This window comes from Gordonia sesuvii, assembly GCF_036350415.1.
Taxonomy (GTDB): Bacteria; Actinomycetota; Actinomycetes; order Mycobacteriales; family Mycobacteriaceae; genus Gordonia; species Gordonia sesuvii.
This window is the reverse complement of sequence record NZ_JAZDUF010000001.1, coordinates 1,105,774-1,119,107: the sequence shown is the minus strand read 5'-3', so window position 1 is coordinate 1,119,107 and position 13,334 is coordinate 1,105,774. Positions and strand designations below refer to the sequence as shown.

The 13,334-nt window shown below is 64.5% G+C and carries 16 protein-coding genes; 11 read left to right on the top strand and 5 right to left on the bottom strand.

What is annotated here, in order from left to right:
* The first annotated feature begins 31 nt into the window (after positions 1-31).
* From VZC37_RS05185 to VZC37_RS05165, 5 genes are read left to right on the top strand one after another with little or no spacing between them, the layout of a single operon-like run.
* Complete coding sequence (locus tag VZC37_RS05185) at positions 32-394, top strand: hypothetical protein (RefSeq protein WP_330431333.1); 363 nt, start codon at positions 32-34, stop codon at positions 392-394.
* 57 nt (positions 395-451) lie between these two features.
* Positions 452-1,729 (top strand): aromatic ring-hydroxylating oxygenase subunit alpha, encoded by a 1,278-nt coding sequence (locus tag VZC37_RS05180; protein WP_330431332.1) that lies wholly within the window; start codon positions 452-454, stop codon positions 1,727-1,729.
* On the top strand, positions 1,722-2,216 hold the full coding sequence (locus VZC37_RS05175) for an aromatic-ring-hydroxylating dioxygenase subunit beta (protein WP_330431331.1): 495 nt from the start codon (positions 1,722-1,724) through the stop codon (positions 2,214-2,216). The genes VZC37_RS05180 and VZC37_RS05175 overlap by 8 nt, the downstream gene beginning before the upstream one ends.
* Before the next feature lie 10 nt (positions 2,217-2,226).
* Positions 2,227-2,979, top strand: coding sequence for an SDR family NAD(P)-dependent oxidoreductase (locus VZC37_RS05170; RefSeq protein ID WP_330431330.1), 753 nt, complete (start codon positions 2,227-2,229; stop codon positions 2,977-2,979).
* Positions 2,980-3,027: 48 nt separating this feature from the next.
* Positions 3,028-3,978, top strand: a complete 951-nt coding sequence (locus VZC37_RS05165) for a PDR/VanB family oxidoreductase (RefSeq protein WP_330431329.1) — start codon at positions 3,028-3,030, stop codon at positions 3,976-3,978.
* Between the two features lie 48 nt (positions 3,979-4,026).
* On the opposite strand, the gene VZC37_RS05160 is transcribed toward VZC37_RS05165, so the two are convergent.
* Genes VZC37_RS05160 through VZC37_RS05150 form a run of 3 tightly spaced genes read right to left on the bottom strand, consistent with a single transcriptional unit; the run spans position 4,027 to position 6,314 of the window.
* On the bottom strand, positions 4,027-4,677 hold the full coding sequence (locus tag VZC37_RS05160) for a response regulator transcription factor (RefSeq protein ID WP_330431328.1): 651 nt from the start codon (positions 4,675-4,677) through the stop codon (positions 4,027-4,029).
* Between the two features lie 13 nt (positions 4,678-4,690).
* On the bottom strand, positions 4,691-4,966 hold the full coding sequence (locus VZC37_RS05155) for a hypothetical protein (RefSeq protein WP_330431711.1): 276 nt from the start codon (positions 4,964-4,966) through the stop codon (positions 4,691-4,693).
* A 52-nt stretch (positions 4,967-5,018) separates the two neighbouring features.
* A complete protein-coding gene (locus tag VZC37_RS05150; protein WP_330431327.1) occupies positions 5,019-6,314 on the bottom strand; it encodes an amidase in 1,296 nt (431 codons plus the stop codon).
* A 160-nt stretch (positions 6,315-6,474) separates the two neighbouring features.
* Here VZC37_RS05150 and VZC37_RS05145 point away from each other — a divergent pair, with 160 nt between their 5' ends.
* From VZC37_RS05145 to VZC37_RS05130, 4 genes are all read left to right on the top strand, one after another.
* Positions 6,475-7,905 (top strand): MFS transporter, encoded by a 1,431-nt coding sequence (locus tag VZC37_RS05145; protein ID WP_330431326.1) that lies wholly within the window; start codon positions 6,475-6,477, stop codon positions 7,903-7,905.
* 26 nt (positions 7,906-7,931) lie between these two features.
* The gene (locus VZC37_RS05140) at positions 7,932-9,134 is read left to right on the top strand and encodes a flavin reductase family protein (protein WP_330431325.1); all 1,203 of its coding nucleotides are present in this window, start codon (positions 7,932-7,934) and stop codon (positions 9,132-9,134) included.
* Entirely contained in the window at positions 9,131-9,700 is a 570-nt protein-coding gene (locus tag VZC37_RS05135; protein ID WP_330431324.1) for a nuclear transport factor 2 family protein, read from the top strand. Before VZC37_RS05140 ends, VZC37_RS05135 begins: the two co-directional genes overlap by 4 nt.
* Positions 9,701-9,786: 86 nt before the next feature.
* On the top strand, positions 9,787-10,383 hold the full coding sequence (locus tag VZC37_RS05130) for a TetR/AcrR family transcriptional regulator (protein WP_330431323.1): 597 nt from the start codon (positions 9,787-9,789) through the stop codon (positions 10,381-10,383).
* On the opposite strand, the gene VZC37_RS05125 is transcribed toward VZC37_RS05130, so the two are convergent.
* Positions 10,380-10,964: a TetR/AcrR family transcriptional regulator gene (locus VZC37_RS05125; protein ID WP_330431322.1), complete on the bottom strand. Its 585-nt coding sequence runs from the start codon at positions 10,962-10,964 to the stop codon at positions 10,380-10,382. The two genes, VZC37_RS05130 and VZC37_RS05125, sit on opposite strands and share 4 nt — an antisense overlap.
* A gap of 85 nt (positions 10,965-11,049) precedes the next feature.
* Here VZC37_RS05125 and VZC37_RS05120 point away from each other — a divergent pair, with 85 nt between their 5' ends.
* On the top strand, positions 11,050-12,081 hold the full coding sequence (locus tag VZC37_RS05120) for an ABC transporter permease (RefSeq protein WP_330431321.1): 1,032 nt from the start codon (positions 11,050-11,052) through the stop codon (positions 12,079-12,081).
* Between the two features lie 119 nt (positions 12,082-12,200).
* On the opposite strand, the gene VZC37_RS05115 is transcribed toward VZC37_RS05120, so the two are convergent.
* Positions 12,201-12,515 carry an EthD family reductase gene (locus tag VZC37_RS05115; RefSeq protein ID WP_330431320.1) on the bottom strand — a complete coding sequence of 105 codons (315 nt, stop codon included), beginning with the start codon at positions 12,513-12,515 and terminating at the stop codon, positions 12,201-12,203.
* Positions 12,516-12,878: 363 nt separating this feature from the next.
* Here VZC37_RS05115 and VZC37_RS05110 point away from each other — a divergent pair, with 363 nt between their 5' ends.
* A complete protein-coding gene (locus tag VZC37_RS05110) occupies positions 12,879-13,331 on the top strand; it encodes a MaoC/PaaZ C-terminal domain-containing protein (RefSeq protein WP_330431319.1) in 453 nt (150 codons plus the stop codon).
* Positions 13,332-13,334: the final 3 nt, after the last annotated feature.

Below are 13,334 nucleotides of genomic sequence, written 5' to 3'. Positions count from 1 at the left end.
GCAAACCGCACCGAACACGAGGAGCCACCACATGGCCACCGAACCGCTACGCACACTGTTCTGCATCGGTAACAACCAGAACTTCTTCGATCTGCCGAAGGCGGAGATCGGCCCCGTGTGGGTGGGTATCTCCACGATGCTGTCGAATCTCAAGAAGATGGACGGCGTCGACATCATCGGCACATTCGACGACGACGCACACATGGTGGGCCCCTCCGACGGCTGGCCGTGGACCTGCTACGTCCTTGCCGATGTCCGCGATCAGCCGACTGTACGCGAAGCCTGCAACTTGCTGCGTACCACCATGATCGGCGACTACGCCCTGTGGAAGTACTTCAAGATCGAAGCCCGGATGGGACGCGAACTGACCATCCGCGACGACGTCGAACTCTGACCACAGCCATCAACCCGTGCGCAGCCACCCGTGGCCGCCATCAGACGAGGACTACACATGACCACCACCGAACGGCCCACCCGGGCGTTTGCCGATCTGGCCCAGCACGATCGGGTCGCGGGCAGCCTGTACACCGACCCGGAGATCTTCGCCGAGGAGATGTCGAAGATCTTTCATCGCAGTTGGGTGTGGGTCGCCCATGAGAGTGAGGTTCGCGACGCCGGCTCGTTCAAGACCACCCAGGTGGGTGATCAGCCCGTGATCGTGACCCGCGATCGCAAGGGAAACTTCAACACCCTTCTGAACCGATGCCGCCATCGCGGTGCGACGGTGTGTGATCAGCGCAGCGGCAAGGCCAACGGCTTCACCTGTCCGTACCACAACTGGTCCTACACTCTCGACGGCCGGCTACGAGGCATCCCGTACCCGGACGGCTATGAGGGCGTCGTGGAGAAGAACGACTTCCCACTGCAGAAGCTGCGTACCGAGAGTTACCTCGGCATGATCTTCGCGACCTTCAATCTGGACGCTGAGCCACTCGAGGATTTCCTCGGCGACGCGAAGATCTGGATGGAACGATTCCTCAAGCAGTCCAATGGGTTTCCGACCAAGGTACTGGGGAGCCACAAGTTCCGGTTCAAGGGCAACTGGAAGATCCAGCTGGAGAACACCACCGACGGTTACCACTTCCCGATGGTGCACAAGTCGTGGATGGCCTCGGTGGACGCCGAGACCGCCAGCATGATGTCGTTCATGGACGACCCCGCGGCCGAGACCCATGCGCTCGGCAACGGGCACAGCGTTGCGATCATGGCTGCCGCACACGCGGACCTCGACATCGACGACGGGAGCGAGGAGATCCAGCCGCGCTTCCAGCATCTCGTCGACGAGCTCACGGAGGCCGGCGAAAGCCCCGAACGCATCCGGCGGTACATGAGGTCGATGCACGGATGTGGCTTCAACCTCAACATGTTCCCGAACATCGCGATGTCGTCGTCGTTCTTCCGGGTTCTCATCCCGATCAGTGTCGACGAGACCGAGGTGTGGCATATGGCGATCGGCATGGACGGCGGCCCGGAGAGCATCAACCGCGAACGGCTGCGCATCCACGAGCACTTCCAGGGTCCCTTCGGCTTCGGCAGCCCCGACGACGCCGAGGGCTGGGATCGCGTGCAGATCGGCGCCGGCGGAAATCCGAATATGCCGATCCTGGTGAACCGTGGCGAGAAGCGTGAGTACCTGACCGACGAGGGCTGGCCCACCTCACATGTCACCGACGAGACCGGCATGCGTGCGTCCTACGAGATGTGGAAGAAGATGATGACCGATGACTGAGGTGTTGTCCTTTACCGATCCGCGAGTGCTGCGAGCGATCCAATTGGTCTGGCAGGAGGCCGCAGTCCTCGATGCCAAGGACTATCGGACGTGGGAGACCATGTACACGGACGAGGCCCTCTATGTCATCCCCATCGACCCGGACACCGACGACTTCGAGTCGTCGCTCAACATGGTGTACGACGACAAGCGGATGCGGGAACTACGTGTGCAGCGCATGATGCAGGGCTACGCGCCGTCCGCGGTTGCCGCCGCACGCACCGTCCGGATCGTCTCCCGATTCACGGTCGACGAGGTCAGTGACACCTCCGTCACCATCAAGTCGGCGCAGATCCTCAACGCTTTCAAGCGTGACAAGTTCTCCACGATCGGTGCGGAGATGACCCATAAGGTCGTGCTCGACGACGACGGTGACAAGATCGCGCTGAAGGTCGCCCGCCTCATCGACAGCGAGGACGCCGTCAGCGCGTCCGGCTACCTGGTCTAGGGCGGCCACGATGACATACAGCAGCAAGGGAATCGCCGTGGTCACCGGCGCCGCGGGCGGTATGGGCAGCCACATCGCGCGACGTCTGCACGCCGACGGTCACCGGGTTCTCCTCACCGACATCGCGGTGGACGCCGCGGATGCGGTAGCACGTGATCTGTCTCCGGACGGTTCCACGGCGCGCGCCGTGGAACTCGATGTGGCACATCGAGAGAACTTCGTCACGACCCTCGCAGACTGCGAACAGGTGTGGGGCACTCCGACGATCCTGGTGAACAACGCGGCGGTGACACAGGCCGCCGACCTGATGACCTTGGGGGAAGACGACTTCAACCGAGTCCTGACGACAAACGTGGACAGCGTCTTCTTCGGCTGCCAGGTGATTGGGGCGGCGATGGCCGCACAGGGGTATGGCCGGATCGTGAACATGGCGTCACTCGCGGGGCAGAACGGTGGTACCGCGACCGGCGCACACTACGCGACGTCAAAGGGTGGAATCCTCACGGTCACCAAGATCTTCGCGCGCGAACTCGCCGGCCACGGCGTCACCGTCAACTCCATCGCCCCGGGGCCGCACGACCTGCCCATCGTGAAGGCCACCGTTCCGCCGGATCGTCTCGACGCGGTCATCGCCGGAATTCCGGTCGGCCGGATGGGTGATCCGTCGTTCGTCGCGGACATGGTTGCTCTGCTCACGGCGGACAACGCCCACTTCGTCACCGGCGCTTGCTGGGACGTCAACGGTGGACTCTACGTCCGCTAGATCTCGAACCTTCGACACACCCGCCCGCTACCCAAATCAGGAGACACCATGGCCCTCATGGATGTGATCGTCTCGGACATCGTCCAGGAGACGCCATCGGTCAAGACGTTCTATCTGTCCAACCCCGATGGCACACCGATCGGGAAGTACTCACCGGGAGCCCACGTCGACGTGGTCGGCCCGACCGCGATCACGCGGCAGTACTCGTTGTGCAGCCGGCCTGATGGCCAGGAGACCTTCGCGGTGGCTGTGAAGCGCGAAGAGAACTCGCGCGGTGGGTCGGCGGCGCTACACGAACTGGCCGTCGGTGACGCTCTGAAGATCAGTGAGCCACGCAACCTCCTCGAGATCGTCTCGCCGGCAGCACATCACGTCCTTGTTGCGGCAGGTATCGGGATAACCCCGATGCTGAGTATGGCGCGCTGCATGGACGTCACCGGGATCAGTTTCGAGCTGCACTATTTCGCTCGGACCGAAGAGGATGCCGCATTCCTGCCCCTTTTGCGAGACCGCTGCCCGGACAAACTGCACGCCCATGTCGGTGTCCCGCGCGACGAGCAGGAGGTGATCCTGTCGGCGGCGCTGGCCGACATCCCCACCGACACCCACGTGTACGTCTGCGGTCCCGAGGGGTTCATGGCGAAGGTGATCACGACAGCGGAACGATTCGTACCTGCTGACGCGGTGCACTCCGAGAACTTCCATGCTGCCGCCCAACCGGAGACCAGCGAGAACTCCGCCTTCGAGGTCGAGCTCGACGGCGAGACGTTCGAGGTGCCTGCCGACCGCAGCATCGCGGATGTGTTACTCGACAACGACTGCGACGTGGACACATCGTGTGAGGAAGGGATCTGCGGGACGTGCATCATGCAGGTCGTTGAAGGCTCGCCCGAGCACCGTGACAATGTTCTCTCGAAAGCGGAGAAGGAATCCGGTGAGGTCATGGCGGTCTGCGTCTCCCGTGCGCTCGGGAAGCGGATCGTGCTGGACTACTACTGAGATTCGCTCCTGGGTGCGAGCGCACGTCAGGGATCGACGGTCTACCTTCTACGCCGAATCGACGGGAACGTTCACGTCGAACCGCAGGATGTCGCGCACCAGCGTGTTGATGCTGTCTGCGTCGGTCTTGCTCTTGATGCGGGTCCGGTGCACGTCGACAGTCTTCACGCTCATCCCCAGGCGGCGGGCGATGTTCTGGCTGGGCAACCCCTCGATCACCAGAGCGAGGATCTCCCGTTCGCGCGGTGTCAACACATCGACCTTCGCCTGAATCGACTGGCGCGACTCGAAGGCCTGAAACCGCTTGCGTGCCTCCTCAACCCCACGTTGGACAGCGTCCAGGAGACGCTGGGGGTCGTACGGCTTCTCGAGAAAATCCATCGCGCCGGCCTGCATGGTGGACACCGACATCCGGATGTCGCCGTGAGCGGACACGAAGATGATCGCCACATGCGGCGCGAACTCGTTGAGCTTCTCCTGCAGTCGCGTTCCACTCATCTGCGGCATGCGGACGTCGAGGATGATGCACGCCGGGTGATCACCGGTGTAGGCGGCGAGGAACTGGTCCGCGCTGTGGCAGATCGTGGGCTTGATCCCGATGCTGTCGAGCAGCCAGTCTACGGACTCGCACAACTCCGGATCGTCATCGACGACATAGACCGTCGCCGGACGCTCGGCAGCGGCCAATGACTCAGTCATGGCGCGATTCTATCTACTCGGCCCAGGCGGCGTCGGCGGTCCAGTAGTTCATCCCGAGGGCACTCACCTGGTGCTGCCACTCGCTGGTGCGCAGCAGCCAGGGCTCCTCACTACGCACGGACTCGTCGGCAGCTTCCGGGCCGTCGGCCTCGACGGTCCAGTGCACCCAGTTGACTTCGCGGCCGTACTCGTCGTGGACGAACAGATCGACGTGATGCCACCCGTAGTTGAAGGTGTCCTCGTAGCAGGTCAGGAACATGCGGTGGTGGGTCACCGGGCGTGGCTTCATGACCGGGTCGTTCGTCGGCGCCGTTGATGTACTCATTCTCTTCGTGACCTTTTCACTCTTGTTCCTGGATGGCTGGTGTCGCTCGCAGTACTCGTTCGAGACGGATTGCTGTCTGCAACAGGACATCCTCTCGACCCGGTTGCGCGATGAGCTGTAGGCCGAGCGGGAGCCCCTCCTCGGTTCGCAGTCCCGGAACCACGACGACCGGTGACCCGAGGAGTTGCCACGGGCGGCTGAGCACCGGGGATCCCGTGGCGGTCAACCCACGTGGTGCGGGACCCAGCGCTGCCGGTCCAACGATGATCGTGTCCATCCCGAGCCGTTGGTCGAGTTCGGCGCGGGAGCGGTCGCGCCGGACGAGCGCTGCCTTGTGGGCATCGGCCTGCACGCGCTGCCCGTCAGAGACGAGTTCACGCAGTTGCGGGCTGAGCTGATCTGCCTGTTCGTCGTACACCGCACGGAGTGTCGCGGCCGCCTCTTTCGACATCACGGTCACATGATCGTCCGCCAGGGTACGAACATGATCGTCCCAATCTAGGGTCGCCGGTTCCACGTCGATCTCCCGGAGGAGGTCGGGAACGATCTGCAGCAGGCGGGTCATGGTCGGGTGCAGGGTGCCGAGTTCGCTGCCGTCCCAGACGAGCGCGGTTCTGGCGGGGGCCACCGTCCGTGTGGGCGCGCCCGCGAATGCCGTGTAGGCGTAGTGCAGGTCGACGCTCGTTCGAGTGAGGATGCCGAGACTGTCCAGAGACTCGCTGAGGCCGGTGATCCCGGCGAGGCTGGTGGATCCTTGGGCCAGCACCATTCCGGCCGTACCGCAAAAGGCTGCGGGCCGAGTCAGCGAGCCGGCCGTCTGGGTTCCCAACGCGACGGGGATGACGCCGGCACCGACTGCGGCAGCCGATCCACTCGATGATCCGCCGGGGGTGTGGTCGGGGGCGTGCGGGTTCCGTGTCGGTCCGGGCGAAAAGTATCCGAACTCGGTGGTGACCGTCTTCCCCTGGATGATTGCGCCGAGATCTCGAAACCTGCTGACGCAGTCGGCATCTGTGTCGGCCGGAGCGTTCGATGTGGTCACCGAACCGGCACGAGTGGGCATTCCGGCGACGTCGATCAGGTCCTTGACGCCTAGCGAGATGCCGCGCATCGGCAACGACGTACCTGCATGATCCTGAGCGCGAGCGGCATCGGCGTGGTCGCGGACCAGGCCGACCCACGCCGACAGGTCGGCTTCGCGACGTTCGATCTCGTCGCGCACCTGCACGACAAGGCTTTCCGATGAGACGCGCCCTGAGTTTACAGCGCTTACCTGGTCGCTGATGGGCTGAGTCCAGTAGGCCGAGCTCACCGATCCTCCTTCATCCGGTGCACACCAGTGTGCCCGCATCGTGCCTGCCGCAACAGTAAAGATTTCCCTCCTATCTCTGTAGGGAGATCGCGACCTAGATTCACGTCAGCTCATCAGCCGTGACGGAGGAGTCCTCTGTCGAACTGCCAAAGGAAACATGATGGCCACCAAGACAACGGAGATCCGATCGGTCGACGCCGCGCCGCCGCGACGCGTCGATTTTCGACGAATGAGCCGGCGCGCGTGGTTGGTCACCGCCCTGCTGGTGCTCTTTCAGATCGTGGCGTTTGCCGACAAGGCGGTGCTCGGGCTCGTCTCCGCGGATGCGATGCCAGAACTGGGATTGACTGCTGTCGAGTTCGGTTTCATCGGCAGCTCGTTCTTCTTCCTCTATGCGGTCGTATCCGTGGTGACCGGGTTTCTGGCCGCGAAGTACTCGGTCAAGTGGATTCTGTTCGCAATGGGGCTCACCTGGGCCGTACTGCAGTTCCCGATGCTCCTCGGCGGCGGCGCCGCAGTCTTGCTGGTGACACGGATCGTCCTCGGCGGTGCGGAGGGCCCGGCAACTGCGATGTCGCTGACGTCCGCCCAGGGCTGGTTCCCACCGGCGCGGCGAGCGCTTCCGTCGAATCTGGTCGCCGCCGGGTCGACCCTCGGCCCCGTCATCGCTGCACCGGCGCTCGCGTGGGTGATCGCGGCGTGGGGTTGGCGGTGGGCGTTCGGCGTCCTCGGCATAGTCGGGCTCCTGTGGACGATTTCGTGGCTGCTTCTCGGTGCCGATGGCCCTCACGGTAAGGACAAGCGCGAACAACCGGAGTCCTACCAGGACGAGGTCGATGACGAGCGAGACAACGATCGCACCGAGATCGCGACCGAGGCAGTCGACGATCAGAAGCCGGTCGTGATCTGGCGAGCGCTGGTCAGCATCGCCTTCATCTCCGCGGTGATCGGCGGGGCATCGAACTTCTGGGTGCAGGGCTTCCTGACCACCTGGCTGCCGCAGTACCTCGGCACCGTCGTCGGGATGTCCCTCTCCGAGGTGGGCACCGTGACCACCTTCCCATGGGTGATCGGTGCCCTCGTGCTGCTCGGATTGGGTGCGCTCGGCCATCGTCTCCTGCGCAACGGCCGTACCGCCCATCTCGCCATCGCCGTCCCGTTCGGATGTGCCGCGGTGGTCGCCGGGCTGTGCTTCATCTCGATCCAGGCGACGTCCGGACCCGTCGCCGTCGTGCTGCTCTGTATCGCTGGAGGCTGCAGTCTTGCATATCCGATGACCGCTTCGGCGATCGGATACGCGGTCGGTGTCAAGCAGCGGCCGATCATGATGGCCACACTCGGAGGTGTCGCCTCCTTCGGCGCCGTCATCTCACCGATCCTGGTGGGCTGGTTGATGGGTCGCGCCGGATACGTCTCCCCGCCGAAGGGCGAGAAGCCCTCCGACGACATGGCCGCCAACATGGCGGAGGGTGTGCATCAAGCGTTTACCATCACCGGCATCGTGCTCCTCGTCGGTGGCGCGCTATGCATCGCCTTCCTCCGGCCGGAACGTCTGGCCCACACCCTGCAACAGCGATTCGCTCGCGCCTGACCTCCCACGAGTACGAGGAGTCTCTCATGTCCAGTTCTGTATCCACCGCCAGTTCCGTTGACCGAAAAGTGTTCCGAGACGTTCTGGGCCACTACCCAACCGGGGTGGTCGTCGTCACCGGAAGGGATGCCACAGGCGAGATCCTGGCGATGGTCGTCGGCACTTTCAATTCGGTGTCGCTGGACCCGCCTCTGGTGTCCTTCATGCCGATGAAGACGTCACGCACCTTCGCCAAGATGCTCGACTGCTCGTCGCTGTGTATCAACATCCTCGGCGGCGAACAGGAGGACATAGTGCTGACCGTCGCGCAGCGGTGGGAGGACAAGCTCGACGGAATCGACTGGTTCCCCTCGCCGTCGGGCGACCCGGTGCTGACCGACTCGGTGGCGTGGATCGACGCCCGGATCGCGAACACCGTCGAAGCGGGCGACCACTGGATAGCCCTGTGTGAGGTCCACGACATGGCCGTGACGAACCCGGTGTCGCCGCTGATCTTCTTCCAGGGTGGCTACGGCAGCTTCGTCTGCAGCTCACTGATGGCGCGAATGGACCACGAGATCCTCCCGGCCATCCATGCGGCGCACTCGGCGCGCGCCGAGGTGGAGGCACTCGCAACGGAGATAGGTTGCGAGGTATCGGTGTTCACTGCGGTGAGCTCCGACGAGATGGCCACAGTGCTGTCGGCGACAGGTCCCGGAATCGATCGCGAACTCGGGTTGGCCGGCCGCATCCCGATGGTGCCACCCATCGGTGACACCTACCTGTTCGACTGCGACGGCGAACTCCAGGATCGCTGGGTTGGCAAACTCGCAGGCGTGCCCGATGAGGTGAAACAGCTGCACCGTGACCGTCTGACGTTCGTCCGGGATCACGGGTATCTGGTCTCCTTCCTCCCCTCCGAGGGTGATTCGGCCTATGACCAATTGCGCCGTGCCACGCGCGAATACGATACCGGACGACTCACGCCATCACAGGAACGCCGAATCCGTGAGTCGATCGCCGGGTCGGCCGTCGACTACCGGCCGCGGCTGATCGCGGACGACGAGACCTACGACATCGGTTCACTGGTGCTGCCGATCCGCGACGGCAATGGTTCGTATTCGATGACGCTACGGCTCGCGCAGCTGCCCGCGGGTCACACCGGCCGTCGGGTGAACCAGTGGCTGGCGCGCGCACGTGAGGTGGTCGTGACTCTCGAGAACTCTGTGGTAGAGGGGGTTCACGCGTGAGCACGGACGCAGTTGCCGCGTTGGCCCGAAGGGTTGCGACGCTCGAGGCCGAGGCCGAGATCAGGCGTATCCAGGCGCGGTACATGTTCCTCTGCGACACACCGTGTCCCGAGTTCGGTGTGCACGACGACGCGAACCGCATCGAGCTCATCGTCGACCTCTACACCGACGACGCCGTCTGGGAGGGTGTGGGCGAGTATTACGACGGACAGTTCGGCCACGCCGAGGGCAAACAGGCCATTCGTGAACACTTTCAGCGTTTTTGGGATGAGAATCGCGATCCGAAGTTGGCGCTCAACGCGCACTACCTCACCTCTGAGCAGATTCACGTCGACGGGGACGAGGCCTCCGGGCAGTGGATACACATGCAGCCGTGGCTGTTCTCCGACGGCACCGGACTATTGCGGTCGAGTCGGCTCAACAACGCTTTCCGCCTGACCCCGGACGGATGGCGGATCACCCGGACCCGAACCGAGAATGTATTCGTCGCCGACCTCCCGAACCGGTTTACGCAGAGCCATCCGTCGACATCGGTGCTGATGGACGGCGGAGCGCTACTCAGGTGAGTAGCTGACGAGGGCCGGCCGGATCTCTCGGCGCGCCGTCGCATTGCCGTACGCTTGTAGAAACAACGGGATGCGACGGAGGGGCGATGCCGCGGCTGGTGGATCATGCGGAACGCAGGGAGGCGATCATTAGTGCGGCGTGGCGGCTCATCGCCGCCCGCGGGATTGACGGCATCAATATGCGTGACCTCGCGGCTGAGGCAGGTTACTCGAACGGTGCCCTCAGTCACTACTTTTCGGGCAAGGACGAGATCCTGCAGAGTGCTTTCGAACACGTCCTGGTGGCCACGAACAACCGGATCGCCGCCTCCTCGCGCGGATTACGCGGGTTGCGGGCGTTGCGCAAAGTGTGCCTGGAGATCATGCCGTCGACCGAGGAGGCACGGCTGGAAGCGCGGATCGCGATCTCACTGTGGCAACGCGCGCTCACCGACCGTCAGATGGAGTCCGTGAACAACACCGCGGTGCGGGAGTGGCGCGCGCTGATGGCTCGTCACATCGATGAGGCGATCGCTGACGGCGAGGCGAACACGTGCGACGCTGCGGTGCAGGCTAATGCGTTGATGAACATGATGATCGGGCTGCAGGTGAGCGCGGTGCTCGATCGAGGGGCGACGACGCGCAAGTCTCAACTCGCGATGCTCGATGCGACGATCGGTTCCTTCAGGGCTGATCACACTTAGCCCGCATCCCGCCCGCTCAACTTCTCGAACAGCGGCACCACGCACACCCCGACGATCTCCCCGATCCCGTCGTCGTCGAGCTTGCGCCGTAGCAGCGTTTCGTTCCGCAGCAGATCCATGGGCAGGGCCAGCGCGCGCGTGGGTATCGGGTCGGTGCCGAGTTCTCCTCGAGCGCAGGCCCGCTCGACGATCGGACGGACAATCTCGGCCGAGCGGCGGAAGATCATCTCGCGCATGGCATGCGCCGTGTCCTCGTCCGTATCGGACAAGACGCCCAGGATGATGTCCCGACCGCGGTAGGAGAACAATTCGTTGCCGTCGCGCAGGAGTTGCGTGAGATCTCCGACGAGCGATCCCGTGTCCGGTGTGGCGAGCGGCGCCTTGTCCTTGTCGGTCATCGAGGCGAACACCATCGCCGCCTTGGTCGGCCACCTCCGGTACAGGACCGCCTTGCTTGTCTCGGCGGCGGCGGCCACGCCTTCGAAGGTCAGTGCCGCGTAGCCGTGTTCCATCAACTGGCCCTGGACGGCGGCGTGGATCGCCGCCTCGAGGTCCTCGCCGCGCCGACGCGTCGTGCCCATCTCACACTCTCCAATAAGAAACGTTGCGTTTCCAATGACACTAGCCTACGGTTTTAGGAAACGAACCGTTTCTTAAGGACCTGTCATGGCAATGCTCCCTTCACCGGGCGGCGCACCGACATCGCCGTCACCCCGCACGATCATCGGCCTCATCGTGGGCGTCGCGGCGCTGCTCGCCGCGATGGTCACGGCGTTCGCGGTTCCCGCCGCGAACTCTGCGCCGCATGACGTCCCCATCGGGGTGGTCGCATCCTCGGCGCAGGCGGATCGGATGAGTCAGCAGCTCAACGGCTTCGACGTCACGCGATATGACGACGCCGACGCGGCTCAGGACGCAATCGAGCAGCGTGACATATACGGTGCGCTGATCGTCGACGGCCAGGACGTGAACGCGATGGTCGCGTCGGCCGCGAGTCCCGCCGTGGCCACGGCGATCTCGACGATTGGAACCAACGTCGCGGAGGCCACCGGCGGGTCGTCGCAGACCGTCGACATCCGCTCGTTCCCGCCCGATGATCCGAGAGGCGCGGGCCTGGCCGCGGGCGCGCTGCCCCTTGCGCTCGGCGGGTGGATCAGCGCGATGGTGATCATGCTGCTCATCCACACACCTGGAGCGCGAATCCTCGCCGCGCTCGGGGTGTCGGTGGTCGGCGGTCTGGTGTTGGTGGCGACTCTGACGTATGTGATCGGCACGTTCGACGGCAGCTACTGGGTGACGAGCTTGGCCGCGATGCTCGGTATCGCCGCCACCTGCTTCGCCGTTCTCGGACTTCGTGAACTCCTCGGCGGGGCCGGCCTGGCGATTGCCGGAATCCTGTTGATCTTCCTGGGAAACCCGTTGTCGGGGTTGGCGAGCGCGCCCGAGATGCTGCCCACGCCGTGGGGCTACATCGGTCAACTCCTGCCGCCCGGCGCCACCGGCACCATGCTGCGCGACGTGGCGTTCTTCAACGGCAACGGCGCCCTGCACTCGATCCTGGTGCTGCTGTGCTGGATGCTCGGCGGGCTTGCGCTGTATCTACTCGGCGTCTGGCGCAATCGGCGCTCGAATGAGGTCGACGACGACGAGATCCACATCGGACGCCACGCCGCCGACGAAGCACCTGCGACGGGGTAGATCTCAGGTCGGCGCCGATCCCGCACGGTCTCGGCGCTCAGGTCGTCGTCGCGATGAGGCGTCGCCCGTTACGGGTCGACGGACGAGACCTGCCGCCGCGTGATCTGCGCCCGGTCGGTTTACCGCAGAACCGACGCCTCCTCCTGGGTGAACATCGTGACCCCGCCGGTGGCGAAGTTCGCGACGTCGGCGCCGGCGGCAGCCATTTCCTCGGAGCCCGCGGCCGCGATCAGGGCGTCCTGATCGGCGAAATACAGATTCGCGACGGCGTAGTAGGGCGGTTCGGAACCGTCCAGGGTGGCGACCTTGCCCCAGGTGTACTCGGTCAGGCCGGGCACCTTGGATGCGAGCGGAATGTGTACCTGCTCGTAGTACTGATCGAAGGCCGCGGGATCGCTGGGGTGTCCGTAGCAGACGGCGACGCGGATGGTCATCTGGTTTCTCCTTATCGACTGTGGGACCTCGTGACACTGTCCCGGTGAGCTCACCGTAGGTTGGGGGACTGACTGACAGGGCCGGGATCGTCGGAAGAGGTTGGCGGCAAGTGCATCTGCGGCCACCTCGGTGCGAACGGGGCCAATTCGACGGCCCTTCGTGACGACCCTCCGCAGGCTCCGGGTCTCCTCAGGGGTCGGGGGTGACGGCCTCCGCAGGCTCCGGGTCTCCTCAGGGGTCGGGGGTGACGGCCTCCGCAGGCTCCGGGTCTCCTCAGGGGTCGGAGGGTGACGGCCTCTCGGCGAGCAGAGGTTGCGATGGCCTGCATCGCCCGGTTCCGGGCGCCGGATAGCGTGGCCGCCGTGACCACGGATACCCGACGCGCCTTCGCCGATGACCTTCAGGCAGGAGATCGCTACCAGTTCGGCAGTTTCACCATCACCGAGGCAGGTCTGATCGACTTCGCGACCGTCTGGGACCCGCAGGGTTTCCACGTCGACGCCGCGACGGCCGATGTCGGTGCGTTCGGTGGGCTCATCGCCAGCGGCATCCACACCCTCGCGGTGTTCCAGCGCCTGGCCGTCCGTGCGGTCTTCGACGGCTGGCAGGTAATCGCCGGACGCCGTCTGGTCGACGTCGCCTTCCTGCGCCCGGTCCGGCCGGGCGACACCCTCACCGGGTCGATGACCATCGACACCGTCACCTTCGACAAACCCGGTCGTGCGCTGGTGACCTGCGCCGGAAGCCTGGTGAACGGCGATGACCGCGAGGTCCTGTCGACGACGATGGAGGTGTTCGTGCGCGCCCGGGACTGAGCT